Here is a 13,802-nt window from a genome sequence, read left to right on the forward strand (position 1 = left end):
GCCCTGCCTACCCCGACCGCCCTGCTTGCCCCGCCCGGCCGCGACCCGGCGGGAGGCGTCCCCGCCTCGGCGGCCGACCGCTCCAGGCGCCGGGTCTCCGCCTTCCAGCGCGCGCCGTAACCGTCCCCGCCCCGTCGCGCCGCACGCCAGGCCGCCGCCAGGTCGTCGCCGTACTCCCGGGGCGGTTCCTCGCTCAACAGCGCCACCACCTCGGCCGCCCGCCGCGCGCCGACCTCGGGCGCGCTGTCCAGGAGGGCCCGGGCGAGGCGCGGATGCAGGCCGAGCCGGGACATCCGTACCCCCCGCTCCGACACGCGGCCGTCCTCGTCCACCGCGCCGATCGCCGTCAGTACGGAGCGGGCCGCCGCCATCGCCCCGGCCGGCGGTGCGTCGAGCAGCGCCAGGCCGGCGGCCGTGGGGTCTCCCCAGCACGCCACCCGCAGCGCGAAGTCCGCCAGCTCGGCGACCTTGATCTCGGGGGAGGGGAACCGTGCGCGGTTGCCGTCCTCGGCCTCCGACCAGCAGCGGTACACGATGCCGTGCGCCTCACGCCCGGAGCGTCCCGCCCGCTGGGTCGCCGCCGCGGTCGACACCGCCACCGTCGCCAGCGACCCGAGGCCGCGCGCATGGTCCGTCCTCGGCTCCCGGGCGAGCCCCGAGTCGACGACGATCCGCACACCGGGCACGGTCAGGCTCGACTCCGCCACCGAGGTGGAGAGGACGACCCGCCGCCGTCCCTCCGGCTCCCGCCCGCGCAGCACGGCGTCCTGCACCGCCGCCGGCGCCCGGCCGTGGAGCTGCAGCACCTCGGCGTCGAGGTCCTGGAGCATGGCGGCCGTCCGCGCGATCTCGCCCGTGCCGGGAAGGAAGCAGAGGACGTCGCCCTCGTGGCGCCCCATCGCCAGCCGGACCGTGGCCGCGACATGACGCAGGAGCGCCGGGTCCACCCAGGTGCCGTGGGACGGTCGGATCCCCGCGGGTGGAGCGGCGAAGCGCACGCCGTAGCCGTGCCCCTCTCCCTTCGCCCGGACCACGGGCGCCGGCCCGCTCCCGTCCAGCAGCGTGAGGAGCTCCGCCCACGCCGCCGCGTCGCTGGTCGCCGACGCCGCGATCAGCTTCAGCTCCGGCCGCAGCGTCGCCCTGACATCCACCAGGAAGGCCATCGCCGTGTCCGCGTCCAGATGGCGCTCGTGGCACTCGTCGAGCAGTACCACGTCCACGCCGGAGAGCTCCGGATCGCGCTGCAGGCGCTGCAGCAGAATGCCCGTGGTCACCACCTCGACCCGGGTCGCCGGCCCGGCCCTGCGCTCGCCGCGGACCGAGAAGCCGACGGCCTCGCCGACCTCCTGGCCCAGCAGCCACGCCATCCGCCGCGCCGCCGCCCGCACCGCCATCCTGCGCGGCTCGGCCACCAGCACCCGCCGCCGCGGCCCGTCCCCTATGAGCCCCGCGAGCGCGAGCGGCACCAGCGTGGTCTTGCCGGTGCCGGGAGGCGCGTGGAGCACCGCCGTGCCGCGCCCGTCGAGCGCGCGGAGCAGCTCGGGGACGGCATGGCGGACGGGGAGACGGTCGAGCGCGTCGTTTCGGATCACGCACTCAGTCTCGTACGTCGGCGCCGATGCCGGGCCCGGCCGTCCACAGGGCCCGTACGTTCATATGAAGAATGCGTCTGTGGTGCCTCGTGTGGCGCTGCTGGTGCACCGCGTGGCGCTGTGGCTCAGTCCCGCTCGCAGACGAAGATCGCCGTCCCCGGGATCAGGTTCCCGCGCAGCGGCGACCACCCGCCCCACTCCTGGCTATTCCACGCCGGCCACTCCGGCTCTACCAGGTCCACCAGCCGGAAGCCGCCGGCCACCACGTCGCGTACCCGGTCCCCGATCGTCCGGTGGTGCTCCACGTAGACGGCCCGGCCGTGCTCGTCCTGCTCCACATAAGGAGTGCGGTCGAAATAGGAGGCAGCGACGGAGAGCCCCTCGGGCCCCGGCTCGTCCGGGAACGCCCAGCGGATCGGGTGCGTCACCGAGAAGACCCACCGGCCGCCGGGCCGCAGCACCCGGCGTACCTCCCGGAACACCTTCACCGGGTCCGCCACGAACGGCACCGCGCCGTAGGCCGAGCACGCCAGGTCGAAGGAGCCGTCCCGGAAGGGCAGCGCCCCCGCGTCCGCCTCGACGAGCGACACGTCCTCGCCGATCCGCAGCGCGTGCTGGAGCTGCCGGTGCGAGAGGTCGAGCGCCACCGGCCGCGCGCCCTGCGCCGCCAGCCAGCGCGAACACTGCGCCGCCCCCGCGCCGATCTCCAGGACGTCCAGGCCCTTCAGCGAGCCGGCCGGTCCCAGCAGCCCCGCCTCGGCCTCGTCGAGCCCCTCCGGACCCCAGACGAACCGGTCGTCGCCCAGGAACGCCCCGTGCTCGCTCTGGTACTCGTCCGCGTTCCGGTCCCACCATCCCCGGCTCGCCCGACTGCTCTCCGCGTCACCCGCGTCACGCCGGGTCGCCTCCGCCTCGTACCCGGGGTTCTCTTCCTGTTCGTACTCTTGGTTCATCTCGCCCGCCGATGTAGTTTGCGCACAGCGTGGCTGTGCCACCCCCGGGCCGACACGGCCGGGGGAGACGTAAGTTGTGCCGGAAATGCGGTGATCCGCCCCGGGTGCGCGCTTCGCGCATTGACCCTGTCCGGCCGCCCCCGTATGCTAAAGGTTGCGCTGCGGGCCTGCGCGCCTCAGACGGAGCAGGCCGCGCTCGTACCTGTTGTATGTCCCCTCGGTTTCGGGGCGCCACCGTTCGCGGATCGGCGCTTCATTGGCTGTCCGGCTTCTTGGTGCGATACGGGCTCACGGCGTAGCAGTACCTACGACTTTCTGTCCGTAACCGGAGCCCTTTCCCACATGACGAGCAGCACCGAGACCACCGCCACCACCCCGCAGGTTGCGGTCAACGACATCGGTAACGAGGAAGCCTTCCTCGCCGCGATCGACGAGACGATCAAGTACTTCAACGACGGCGACATCGTCGACGGCGTCATCGTGAAGGTCGACCGGGACGAGGTCCTGCTCGACATCGGTTACAAGACCGAAGGCGTCATCCCCTCCCGCGAGCTCTCGATCAAGCACGACGTCGACCCCAATGAGGTCGTCAAGGTCGGCGACGAGATCGAAGCCCTTGTTCTCCAGAAGGAGGACAAGGAAGGTCGCCTCATTCTGTCCAAGAAGCGCGCTCAGTACGAGCGTGCCTGGGGCACGATCGAGAAGATCAAGGAAGAGGACGGCATCGTCACCGGCACCGTCATCGAGGTCGTCAAGGGTGGTCTCATCCTCGACATCGGCCTCCGTGGCTTCCTGCCGGCCTCCCTCGTCGAGATGCGCCGCGTCCGCGACCTCCAGCCCTACGTGGGCAAGGAGCTCGAGGCGAAGATCATCGAGCTGGACAAGAACCGCAACAACGTGGTCCTGTCCCGCCGCGCCTGGCTCGAGCAGACCCAGTCCGAGGTGCGCCAGACGTTCCTCACCACCCTGCAGAAGGGTCAGGTCCGCTCCGGCGTCGTGTCCTCGATCGTCAACTTCGGTGCCTTCGTGGACCTGGGTGGCGTCGACGGCCTGGTGCACGTCTCCGAGCTGTCCTGGAAGCACATCGACCACCCGTCCGAGGTTGTCGAGGTCGGCCAGGAGGTCACCGTCGAGGTTCTCGATGTGGACATGGACCGCGAGCGTGTCTCCCTGTCGCTGAAGGCGACGCAGGAGGACCCGTGGCAGCAGTTCGCCCGTACGCACCAGATCGGTCAGGTCGTCCCGGGCAAGGTCACCAAGCTGGTTCCGTTCGGTGCGTTCGTCCGCGTGGACGAGGGCATCGAGGGTCTGGTCCACATCTCCGAGCTGGCCGAGCGCCACGTGGAGATCCCGGAGCAGGTCGTCCAGGTCAACGACGAGATCTTCGTCAAGGTCATCGACATCGACCTCGAGCGTCGTCGCATCAGCCTCTCGCTGAAGCAGGCCAACGAGTCCTTCGGTGCCGACCCGGCCTCGGTCGAGTTCGACCCGACCCTGTACGGCATGGCCGCGTCCTACGACGACCAGGGCAACTACATCTACCCCGAGGGCTTCGACCCCGAGACCAACGACTGGCTCGAGGGCTACGAGACCCAGCGCGAGGCCTGGGAGACCCAGTACGCCGAGGCGCAGCAGCGCTTCGAGCAGCACCAGGCTCAGGTCATCAAGTCCCGCGAGGCCGACGAGGCCGCCGCTGCCGAGGGTGGCGCCGCCGCTCCGGCCGGTGCCCCGGCGGGCGTCTCGGGTGGTTCGTACTCCTCGGAGTCGGACGACAACTCCGGCGCCCTGGCGTCGGACGAGGCCCTGGCTGCCCTGCGCGAGAAGCTGGCCGGCGGCCAGAGCTGAATGCTCTGACCACCAGCTGACAGGCTGAGAACACAAGGCCCGCTCCCTTTCGGGGGAGCGGGCCTTGTGCCGTTCAGGGGGTGACGGCGATGTTCGTCAGCCCCTTCCCGCCGGTGACCGTGTTGGAGCTGTACACCGTCGTCGTGCAGCCGCCGCTCTGGTTGGTGACGTAGATCGCGAGCTGTTTGGCACCCGTCGCGCCCGTCAGGTCCGACCGATTGCCGCGGAAGACCGTGCCGCAGCCCCAGCCGCTCTGCTGGGTGTGGGTCTCGAAGCCGTTGTTCGTCGTGTGGCTGCCGGTGTTGTTCTCGACGAGGACGTTGTTGCCCTTCACGTCCACCCAGGAGTCGTCGAAGTTGGCGCCGGTCAGGCCGCGGCCGTCGAAGGTATTGCCGATGATCTTCGCTCCGGTCGTGCCCTCCTTGATGTCGACGGCCTCGCCGCCGACGTCCGGGCCGATGACGTTGTCGAGGATCTGCGCGTTGTCGCTCCTGTCGGAGAGGGTGTTCGCGGTTCCGACGTAGACGCCCTCGCCCATGCCGCGCCCGTCGTTGCCGGTGTCGTAGATCCGCGAGTTCTTGATGACGCCGTTCTTGCTGGAGTTGCGGAAGTGCACCCCCTCCATGTCCAGGTCGTGCACGGTCACCCCGTCGATCACCACCCCGTTCGCGGTGTCGGCCATGATGCCCTTCTGGCCGCCGGTCACGGTGACGCCCTTGACCGTCCAGTACGAGGCTCCGTTGAGGTGCAGGCCGTAGCCGCCGCCGGCGGTGAGCACCGCGCGCGAGGAGCCGGTGAGGGTGATCCGGGCGGACGAGGTCCCGGGGGTGGTGGCCTTGAAGTTCCCGGTGTACGTGCCGTCGGCGAGATAGATCGTGTCGCCTGGCCGGGCGTTCGTCAGGGCCGTCTTGAGCTGGGCGGCGGTGGAGACCTCGATGGTGGCGGCGGAGGCCGGGGTGGCGGCGAGGGGCACGGCCAGAAGGACCGGCAGCAGGGGCAGAAGCAGCGATCGGGCGCGCATGGGGGGTCGCATGGGGTGCCTTCCGTGGAGTTCTCATACATGGACGATGAGCGAGATGGTGAACCCGTGCTGCTCCGAGACGGTAGGGAGGGCTCATGGTCATGTCAAGGTCTGGACCAGCGCCGGCTCACGCGCGCGTGCCGGTCGCATGGCCGAAGGCGCCCCGGGCGCGCGGAAGTAAAGACGCCCGGCGCACGGAGGCGAAGACGTGCGGCGCACGGGCGCCCGGCGCGCGGGTGAAGAGGCGCTCCGCGCCCGGAAATTCAGAGCCTGGGGAATGCTGTTCCCTCGCGGGGCGTTCTTCCCTAGGAACGCGAGGAGGAGCGGTAATCGTGCTTGATCCCCAGGATTTGTACGAATGGGACCAGAAGGGCCTCGCCGTCGTGGACATGGCCCTGGCGCAGGAGTCGGCCGGGTTGGTCATGCTGTACCACTTCGACGGCTACATCGACGCGGGTGAGACCGGCGAGCAGATCGTCGACCGCCTGCTGGACACGCTGCCGCACCAGGTGGTGGCCCGCTTCGACCACGACCGGCTCGTGGACTACCGCGCCCGCCGGCCGCTGCTCACCTTCCGGCGGGACCGCTGGACGGCGTACGAAACCCCCGCCATCGAGGTCAGGCTCGTCCAGGACGCCACCGGAGCCCCCTTCCTGCTGCTCTCCGGCCCCGAGCCGGATGTCGAGTGGGAGCGCTTCTCCGCCGCCGTCCGCCAGATCGTCGAGCGCCTCGGCGTGCGGCTCTCGGTGAACTTCCACGGCATTCCCATGGGCGTTCCGCACACCCGGCCCGTCGGCCTGACCCCGCACGGCACCCGTACGGACCTCATGCCCGGCCACCGCAGCCCCTTCGACGAGGCCCAGGTACCGGGCAGCGCCGAATCGCTCGTCGAGTACCGCCTCACGGAGTCCGGCCACGACACCCTCGGCGTCGCGGCGCACGTCCCGCACTACGTCGCCCGCTCGTCCTACCCCGACGCGGCGCTGACCGCCCTGGAGGCCATCACGGCCGCCACCGGGCTCGTCCTGCCCGGCATCGCGCACGCCCTGCGCACCGAGGCCCGGCGCACCCAGACCGAGATCGAGCGCCAGATCGGCGAGGGCGACGAGGAACTGGTCGCGCTCGTCCAGGGCCTTGAGCACCAGTACGACGCCGTGGCCGGTGCCGCCACCCGCGGCAGCCTCGTCGCCGAGCCCGTCGACCTCCCGTCCGCCGACGAGCTGGGCCGTGAGTTCGAGCGCTTCCTCGCCGAGCGTGAGGGCGAGGCGTAGCCCGCCCGGGCCCCGGCCGGGCGCGAACCCGGCCGGGGTCCTAAGCTGCCGCTCATGCTGAAGGTGGGCCTGACCGGCGGTATCGGCGCCGGCAAGAGTGAAGTGTCGCGGCTGCTCGTCTCGTACGGAGCCGTGCTGATCGACGCCGACAAGATCGCCCGCGAGGTGGTCGAGCCCGGGACGCCCGGGCTCGCGGCTGTCGTCGAGGCCTTCGGGACCGAGGTCCTGACCGGCGAGGGTTCCTTGGACCGGCCGAAGCTGGGCTCGATCGTCTTCGCCGACGCCGACCGCCTGGCCACCCTGAACGCGATCGTCCACCCGCTCGTCGGTGCCCGTTCCGCCGAGCTGGAGAGCGCGGCCGGACCGCACGACGTCGTCGTCCACGACGTACCCCTCCTCACGGAGAACGGCCTCGCCCCCCTCTACGACCTGGTTGTCGTCGTGGACGCGTCCCCCGAGACCCAGCTCGACCGGCTCGTGCGACTGCGCGGCATGACCGAGTCCGAGGCGCGCGCCCGGATGGCGGCCCAGGCCACGCGCGCGCAACGACGGGCTGTGGCCGACCTCCTCATCGACAACGACGGGCCGCTGGAGGCGCTGGAACCCCAGGTGCGCAAGGTCTGGGAGGAGCTGGCGCAGCGGGCGGTCACCGAAGGCTGAGGGGGCGCGATCGATCGGCCGTGTTTCCCGCCGGGTAGGGATGGAGGGATGGTCGTGCGAGGGCCGGATCGGCTTCCGGTTCCGGTTCAGGTTCAGGTTCAGGTTCCGGTGTGGAATACCGCCCCCGCACCCGACGTTGTACCGCCGGAGCAAAGGGGAAGGATGTCATCGTGGCCGAGAGGAACCCGGAAACACACGTCATCGACTTCCGCGCCGCCGAGCAGTTGCTCGCCGCGCGGGACCCCCGTGGCGCCGTGAAGCTGCTGGACTCGGTGATCGCCGCCCACCCCGAGAACACCGCGGCGCGCCTGCTGCGGGCCCGGGCCTTCTTCGCCGCCGCTCAACTGCGACCGGCTGAGCTGGAGTTCGAGCTCGTCCTGGAGCGCGAGCCGGACAACGCGTTCGCCCACTTCGCCCTCGCCCGCACTTTCCAGCGCTCCGGCCGCCCCGACCAGGCCACCCGCCATTTCCGGCTCGCGGCCGCGCTCGACCCCAAGCCCGAGTACCTCCAGGCCGCCCGCTTCGACACGGAGAGCTGACACGGAGAGCTGGCGTCGCTCACATCGAGGGATCGACGCGGCGGGCCGGCGCCGCTGACATCGACGGATCGAAGCGCCGGGCTGACGCCGAGGACGCATGAGGAAGGCGACGGCCGGGTCAGCGGCCCTTGCCGCCGTGGTCGGGTTCGTAGGGAGGAACATCCCGCCCCGGCTGCCAGTGCGGACCCTGGTGGATGTGGCGCAGGACCATGGCCATGTCGACGGCGACGACCACCAGCAGCACCCCGCAGGCCGCCGCCCACCCCGGCCTGCCGACCAGGGCGAAAACCGTCGTACCGAAGACGGCCCAGATCAGACCCCATAGACTCAGCCAGAACCGCATGCGCAGGGGACTGCGTGCGGTCGTCGGCTCACTTCCAGTACGCATGACGGTCGCATCTCCTGCCGAGATCCCTGAGGATCCCCGAGGGGCTACTGGGGGTCTACCCGCGAGGGGGAGATGTGAACGGAACGATGTGGCGGGAGACGGCTGTGCGCCGCGCCCGTGTGCGGGGCTGCCTGCTCGGCGGAGCCATCGGGGACGCGCTCGGCAACCCGGTCGAGTTCCTCTCCCTCGACGCGATCCGCCGGGCCCACGGAGAGCGTGGCGTCACCGGCATGGTCCCGGACGCGGACGGCGTGACCGGGCGGATCACCGATGACACCCAGATGACTCTGTTCACCGCGGAGGGGCTGATCAGAGCCCACGCGCGAGCCATAGGGAAGGGAATCGGCGGAGGCGAGACCGCCTGCCTCCACCACGCGTACCGCCGCTGGCTCGACACACAGAACCACCCGTCCCCGCCCGCCCGCGGGGGCTCGGATCACGTCCGTACGGGATGGCTGCGTACCCAGCCGTTGCTCTACGCGCGCCGGGCGCCCGGCAACGCGTGCCTGACCGGGGTCGCCGCCGGGCATGTGCCCTCCCCGCACGGGCCGTTGGAGACGGGCCCGGTCAATCCGCACTCCAAGGGATGCGGCACGGTGATGCGCTCGGCGCCCTTCGGCCTGACCGGCATGCCCGCCGACCAGGCCTTCGACCTGGCCGCGCGCTGTGCCCAGATCACCCACGGGCACCCGACCGCCGCCCTGGCGTCCGGCGCCTTCGCGGCGAGCGTCGCGCACCTGCTCGACGGGGACTCGGGACACGGCGCCGTGCTGCGGGCGATGGAACTGCTGCGCCGCCGACCCGGGCACGAGGAGACGACCGCCGCGCTGCGGGCGGCCGTCGACCTGGCCGCCGAGGGCCGGCCCAGCGCCGAGAAGGTCGAGTCCCTGGGGGCGGGCTGGGTCGCCGAAGAGGCGCTCGCCATCGCGGTGTACTGCCTGCTCGCCACCGCCTCCGTGGAGGAGGCGCTGCTGCTCTCCGTCAACCACTCCGGCGACAGCGACTCGACCGGCTCCCTCTGCGGCAACCTCCTGGGTGCCCTCTTCGGCGACGTCCGACTCCCGCCGGAGTGGCTGTTGCTGACGGAGGGTCGCACGATGATCGCCGAACTGGCCGACGACTTCTCCCTCCAGTTCGAGTACGGCGAGATTCGGCCAGGGGTCCCCGTTCACTCGAACGAGCGGTACCCCGGCTGCTGACACGGCCGCTCAGCGACGACGACGTCGAGCGGTCCCGCGGTCCCGCGGTCCCGCGGTCCCGCGGTTTCGCGGTTCCTGCGCGACGCGGGACTCGCCGTGGACACCTGTCCGACGGACGAGGGGACATGGGTGAAGGGCCGCCCCAAGTCCCCTTGAAAAAAGTCGGGTCGGCGACGGGAACAGCGATGAGTTTGCGCCGCCCCGGCCGTCTACCTCTGTGAAAGCGAACGCAACGCCGACACGAGGGAATCACCGTGACCACCGACATCACCACGACCGCCACCGCCCCGGCCTCCGCCCCGAAGGCGGGTGTCAAGAAGATGAGCCGACGGGCCGACATCTCCGTACGCGTCCTCCAGATCCTTCTCGCGCTGGCCTTCGCGATCCCCAGCGCCTCGCCGAAGCTCGTGGGCCACTCGTCGGCCGCCGAGTCCTTCGACAAGATCGGCTGGGGCGACTGGCTGATGTACACCGTCGGGGCCCTGGAGCTCGCCGGAGCCGTCGCCCTCGTCATCCCGATCCTGTCGAGCGCCTCGGCGGCCGCCCTCACCGGCCTCATGTTCGGCGCGTTCGTCACCCAGATGACCGTCTTCGACGGCCAGTACGCCCTGACGCCGCTCCTCTTCGCCGTGCCGCTCGTCCTGATCGCCTGGACGCGCCGCCACCACAACAAGGAGCTCCTCGCCCTGGTCCTGCGGCGCCGGGTGTGAGGCGGCGCCCCACGGGGGATCGACCCGCACGGGGGATCCCCCCCGACGGGGGGAGGCACGGATGACGGAACACCGCTCTGCCACAGCGGAGTTACTGCGAAGCGAGACCGTACGGGAGCGGCGCGGGGCGCTCCGGCAGCGGATCGAGAGCGCGGAGATCACCGTCCGCGACATCCTCTGCTGCGAGGACCGAACCACGTTTGCTGGGCCGGCCCACGCGGACGGGTACACGGTCGTTCTCACCCGGTCCGGGGGATACCTGCGACAGATCGCGGGCGAGGAGTTCTTCGTGGACCCGACCGGCGGCTATCTGACCCGCCCGGGCGACGAGCAGCGCGTCGCCCATCCGGTCGGCCCCGGTGACAGGTCCACCGAGATCCATATCGGTGAGCGGCTCTTCGCCGACCGCTTCGACGGCCGGCCGGCCACCCGCAGGTTCACCGTCACCGCCGCCACGGACCTGCACCACCGCACGCTCCTGGCAGCGGCCAGACACGGCACGGAACCCTTCGAACTGGCCGAAAGACCCCACCGGTTGCTGGACGGAGTGGCCGCCTCGCTCGGCCACTGGCGCGCCGACGCCACCGCCCGCCCCTCCACCGCGCGCGTGCACGGCCGTCTGGTCCGCGACACATGCGCGGCGCTGGCCGCCGGCCCCCCGGCACTCGGCCTCTCCCTGGAGGAACTCGCCCGCACGGTCGGGGCCTCCCCGCACCACCTCAGCCGCGTGTTCCACGCGGTCACCGGGTCGACCCTCACGCAGTACCGCACCGAGCTGCGGCTCCGGGGCGTGCTGCACGCCCTCGAAGAGGGCGAGGAGAACCTGCGCACCCTCTCGTACACCTACGGATTCGCCGACCAGGCCCATCTGACCCGCACATGCCGGAGCCGTACGGGCCACGTCCCCAGCGCCGTACGGACCCTTCTCGCGGATCGCGCATGAATCTTCAACGCCGTGCGGGCGGGCGGCCCCCAGGATGGCGTCGGCCGGCATCCCGGCCGGTGCCGTGACACCGGCGGCACCCCGTCCCGCGACCGGGGGAACGACGACATGACCCTTCTGACCCGGGCCTGTACGACGATGGCGGCCGTCCTGACGGCCGTCGCGTGCGTCGGCTCGTCACCGGGCAGCGCTGCCGGCGCCTCGTCGGCGACAGCGCCACCCACCACCGCGTCCTCGGACGCCCGGCCGGCGGCACCCGGCCTCACCGGGCACCGCCCGTGCCCGGGCCAACCGGATGTGACCTGCGCCGACCTGACGGTCCCGTTGGACCGAGGCGGAGCCGTACCCGGCACGCTGAAGCTCCAGGCGGCCGTCGTCGGCGACGCCGACACCCCGAAGGGGACCCTGCTCTTCCTCACCGGCGGGCCCGGGCAGCCCGGAGTCCCCTTCGTCCCCAGGATCCGCGCCCGCCTCCCCGAGGCACTCGCCCAGTACCGGCTGGTGATGATCGACCAGCGGGGCACCGGCGGCGCGGCCGTCGACTGCCCCGCGCTGCAGCAGGAGGTCGGCAGCAGCGACACCGTCGCCCCCACGGCCGCGGCCGTGACCGCCTGCGCCGACAGCCTCGGCCGGAACCGGAACTTCTACACCACCGCCGACACCGTGGCCGACCTGGAGGACCTGCGACGCGCCCTGGGCGTGCCGTCCTGGACGGTCGACGGCGTCTCGTACGGGACCTTCACCGCGGCCCAGTACGCCCTCACCCACCCGCGAAGGGTGCGCGGGCTCGTCCTGGACTCCGTCGTTCCGCTCGACGGCGCCGGAGTGCTGTACGAGGATTCCCTCGGCCACTCCGCCCGGGTGCTCCGCACCGCCTGCAGGGAACAGCGGTGCGGCTTCGACCCGGCCCGCGACCTCGCGAAGGTCGTACGACGGGACGGCAACGGGGTCGGCGTCTTCAACCTGCTCGTGATCGCCAGCATCATCGACCCGAAGCTCGACAACCCGCGGTTCGGCATCCTGGACGCGCTGCACGCCTCCGCCGGCGGCGACCGGTCGCGCCTCGACGCGCTCGTCACCGGCTTCTCCGGGCCCTCCGGAGAGAGCCCGGCCGACTTCAGCTCCGGCCTGCACGCCGCCACGCTCTGCGCCGACTCGCGCTGGCCCTGGGGCGACGCCTCCGCGCCCGTCGAGGGGCGGGAGCGCGCACTGAAGCGGGCCGTGCAGCGGATCAGGCCGGCGGACGTGTGGCCCTTCGAACGGGAGACGGCGGGCGGCCAGGGCATTCCGCGGACCTGTCTCCCCTGGCCCGCCTCCCGGCCCAACCGGCCGGCGCCGGGACGCACCCTGACCATGCCGGTCCTGCTGCTGGCCGGGGACCGGGACCTGTCGACACCGGTGGAGTGGGCGCGCCGGGTCGCCGCCGCGACCCCGAAGGCCGAACTGGTCGTCCTCGAGGGGGTCGGGCATTCCACCCAGAGCCGCAGTGACGCGGGGGCCCGCGCCGCGCAGGAGTTCCTGCTGCGGTAGGGCCCGCCCGCAGCGGTGTGCCACGCCTGGCACGGGGGTCCGGGCGTGGCACACCGCGACCGTACCGTCGCCGGCGGACCTCGGCCCGGTCGGCCGACGCCTGATCGATCACGACCGGTGGATGACGCCTGATCGATGGCGCCCGGTGGCTGAGACGCTTAGCTAGTGGATGACGCGGTAACTGCGCCAGCGGGGTGTGCCGGGCACGATCTCGTTGCCCGAATTGGCCGGGATGTAGATGGACCCGTCGCCGCGGCAGTTCTCGGACGGGTACATGACGATGTCGACCAGCGTCCCGTTCTCGACCTTCGTCGCGCCGGCCGTTGCGAGCTTGTGACAGCCCTTGACCGACGGGCTCGTCACGGAGACCTCGGTCTCGTGCTCGGTCTCGTACGTGATCGTTCCCACCGCGGTGCGGCCGAGGCCGGAGCAGCCCGCGACGGCGAGGGTCAGGAGCGCGGCCCCGGCGGCGGTGCCGAGACGCCGGTGAACGGACATGGCGGATCCTCGTCTGTCGGGCGAAGCGGCGGAAGCCCTGTTCCCCGTCACCCTGCCGCCTGCCGGGCGGACTGTCACCCGGTGCTGGGCCGCCCGGGCGAAGCGCCTCGGCGGCCCGTTGTCAGACCTCACCCGTAAGGTCGGAGTTCCAGTCGGAATCCGTCGCGGAACGGGGAGGTGAGCAGCGCCGTGATCCATACCTGGCAGACCTGTGCCGCCGTCTTCCTTCCGGCCGCCCTGCCGCGCGAGGGCCGGGTCGCCTTCTGGGCCCCCGACGGCGGAGAGCTGCCCACGGGCGCGACGGATCTGCCTCCCGGGGAGGAAGCCGAAGGGCATCGCGGTGTGGGAGACGAGGCCGAAAAAGGGCCGCGCGGCGCGGGGGCCGAAGCCCAAGGGCCTCGCGGCGCCGGGACACCCGTCGGGATTTCCGCCGGGACCCCCGCCGGGACGCCGGACGGAGCCGGCGGTGGGGACGCCGGAGCGCGCGTCGGCGAGCTCACCGTCGTCCGCCGTCATGGCGCGGGCGTCCGCAGCCGCAGGGTCCCCGCGGTGATCCTCGGGGTCGCCGAGGCCCTGCCGCACCTGGTCGCGGCCCGTCACCACCCGGCCGCCCACCCCGCCACCGCCTGCTGGGGCGCCGCCGCCCTGCACGC

General features: G+C 72.0%; 13 protein-coding genes and 1 pseudogene. 9 read left to right on the forward strand and 5 right to left on the reverse strand.

Annotation, left to right across the window (positions count from 1 at the left end; genetic code table 11):
• Together J7E93_RS33335 and J7E93_RS33340 are read right to left on the reverse strand one after the other, a co-directional pair.
• On the reverse strand, positions 1-1,592 hold a 1,592-nt coding region (locus J7E93_RS33335), incomplete at its 3' end, for a helicase-related protein (RefSeq protein WP_308368865.1).
• Between the two features lie 125 nt (positions 1,593-1,717).
• The gene (locus tag J7E93_RS33340; RefSeq protein WP_215073784.1) at positions 1,718-2,545 is read right to left on the reverse strand and encodes a class I SAM-dependent methyltransferase; all 828 of its coding nucleotides are present in this window, start codon (positions 2,543-2,545) and stop codon (positions 1,718-1,720) included.
• A 342-nt stretch (positions 2,546-2,887) separates the two neighbouring features.
• Between J7E93_RS33340 and rpsA the strand changes: the two genes are divergently transcribed.
• Positions 2,888-4,390, forward strand: a complete 1,503-nt coding sequence (gene rpsA, locus J7E93_RS33345) for a 30S ribosomal protein S1 (protein ID WP_019885395.1) — start codon at positions 2,888-2,890, stop codon at positions 4,388-4,390.
• A gap of 73 nt (positions 4,391-4,463) precedes the next feature.
• Here the strand turns inward: rpsA and J7E93_RS33350 are convergent, their stop codons facing one another.
• The gene (locus J7E93_RS33350; RefSeq protein WP_215073785.1) at positions 4,464-5,411 is read right to left on the reverse strand and encodes a right-handed parallel beta-helix repeat-containing protein; all 948 of its coding nucleotides are present in this window, start codon (positions 5,409-5,411) and stop codon (positions 4,464-4,466) included.
• Positions 5,412-5,743: 332 nt separating this feature from the next.
• On the opposite strand from J7E93_RS33350, the gene J7E93_RS33355 reads away from it, so the two are divergent.
• From J7E93_RS33355 to J7E93_RS33365, 3 genes are all read left to right on the forward strand, one after another.
• Positions 5,744-6,682 carry a PAC2 family protein gene (locus J7E93_RS33355; protein ID WP_215073786.1) on the forward strand — a complete coding sequence of 313 codons (939 nt, stop codon included), beginning with the start codon at positions 5,744-5,746 and terminating at the stop codon, positions 6,680-6,682.
• A gap of 54 nt (positions 6,683-6,736) precedes the next feature.
• A complete protein-coding gene (coaE, locus tag J7E93_RS33360) occupies positions 6,737-7,342 on the forward strand; it encodes a dephospho-CoA kinase (RefSeq protein WP_215073787.1) in 606 nt (201 codons plus the stop codon).
• Between the two features lie 170 nt (positions 7,343-7,512).
• The gene (locus J7E93_RS33365) at positions 7,513-7,881 is read left to right on the forward strand and encodes a tetratricopeptide repeat protein (RefSeq protein WP_215073788.1); all 369 of its coding nucleotides are present in this window, start codon (positions 7,513-7,515) and stop codon (positions 7,879-7,881) included.
• A 118-nt stretch (positions 7,882-7,999) separates the two neighbouring features.
• On the opposite strand, the gene J7E93_RS33370 is transcribed toward J7E93_RS33365, so the two are convergent.
• The gene (locus J7E93_RS33370; RefSeq protein ID WP_215073789.1) at positions 8,000-8,269 is read right to left on the reverse strand and encodes a DUF6343 family protein; all 270 of its coding nucleotides are present in this window, start codon (positions 8,267-8,269) and stop codon (positions 8,000-8,002) included.
• An 86-nt stretch (positions 8,270-8,355) separates the two neighbouring features.
• Here J7E93_RS33370 and J7E93_RS33375 point away from each other — a divergent pair, with 86 nt between their 5' ends.
• From J7E93_RS33375 to J7E93_RS33390, 4 genes are all read left to right on the forward strand, one after another.
• Positions 8,356-9,468, forward strand: coding sequence for an ADP-ribosylglycohydrolase family protein (locus J7E93_RS33375; protein WP_215073793.1), 1,113 nt, complete (start codon positions 8,356-8,358; stop codon positions 9,466-9,468).
• Between the two features lie 254 nt (positions 9,469-9,722).
• Entirely contained in the window at positions 9,723-10,178 is a 456-nt protein-coding gene (locus J7E93_RS33380) for a DoxX family protein (protein WP_374105468.1), read from the forward strand.
• 61 nt (positions 10,179-10,239) lie between these two features.
• Positions 10,240-11,121 (forward strand): helix-turn-helix transcriptional regulator, encoded by an 882-nt coding sequence (locus tag J7E93_RS33385; protein ID WP_215073790.1) that lies wholly within the window; start codon positions 10,240-10,242, stop codon positions 11,119-11,121.
• Positions 11,122-11,229: 108 nt separating this feature from the next.
• Positions 11,230-12,651 carry an alpha/beta hydrolase gene (locus tag J7E93_RS33390; RefSeq protein WP_215073791.1) on the forward strand — a complete coding sequence of 474 codons (1,422 nt, stop codon included), beginning with the start codon at positions 11,230-11,232 and terminating at the stop codon, positions 12,649-12,651.
• A gap of 162 nt (positions 12,652-12,813) precedes the next feature.
• Here J7E93_RS33390 and J7E93_RS33395 read toward each other — a convergent pair whose 3' ends face one another.
• Positions 12,814-13,149: a hypothetical protein gene (locus J7E93_RS33395; protein WP_215073792.1), complete on the reverse strand. Its 336-nt coding sequence runs from the start codon at positions 13,147-13,149 to the stop codon at positions 12,814-12,816.
• A gap of 177 nt (positions 13,150-13,326) precedes the next feature.
• On the opposite strand from J7E93_RS33395, the pseudogene J7E93_RS33400 reads away from it, so the two are divergent.
• A pseudogene (locus J7E93_RS33400) lies at positions 13,327-13,802 on the forward strand (hypothetical protein); the annotation flags it as partial.

The sequence above is a fragment of the Streptomyces sp. ISL-36 genome (genome assembly GCF_018614205.1).
In the GTDB taxonomy this organism is placed as follows: domain Bacteria; phylum Actinomycetota; class Actinomycetes; order Streptomycetales; family Streptomycetaceae; genus Streptomyces.

Coding starts and splice junctions, on each gene's coding strand:
- J7E93_RS33390 (WP_215073791.1), top strand. CDS start 11,230: ATGACCCTTCTGACCCGGGCCTGTACGACGATGGCGGCCGTCCTGACG.
- J7E93_RS33370 (WP_215073789.1), bottom strand. CDS start 8,269: ATGCGTACTGGAAGTGAGCCGACGACCGCACGCAGTCCCCTGCGCATG.
- J7E93_RS33375 (WP_215073793.1), top strand. CDS start 8,356: ATGTGGCGGGAGACGGCTGTGCGCCGCGCCCGTGTGCGGGGCTGCCTG.
- J7E93_RS33385 (WP_215073790.1), top strand. CDS start 10,240: ATGACGGAACACCGCTCTGCCACAGCGGAGTTACTGCGAAGCGAGACC.
- J7E93_RS33340 (WP_215073784.1), bottom strand. CDS start 2,545: ATGAACCAAGAGTACGAACAGGAAGAGAACCCCGGGTACGAGGCGGAG.
- coaE (WP_215073787.1), top strand. CDS start 6,737: ATGCTGAAGGTGGGCCTGACCGGCGGTATCGGCGCCGGCAAGAGTGAA.
- J7E93_RS33395 (WP_215073792.1), bottom strand. CDS start 13,149: ATGTCCGTTCACCGGCGTCTCGGCACCGCCGCCGGGGCCGCGCTCCTG.
- J7E93_RS33350 (WP_215073785.1), bottom strand. CDS start 5,411: ATGCGCGCCCGATCGCTGCTTCTGCCCCTGCTGCCGGTCCTTCTGGCC.
- rpsA (WP_019885395.1), top strand. CDS start 2,888: ATGACGAGCAGCACCGAGACCACCGCCACCACCCCGCAGGTTGCGGTC.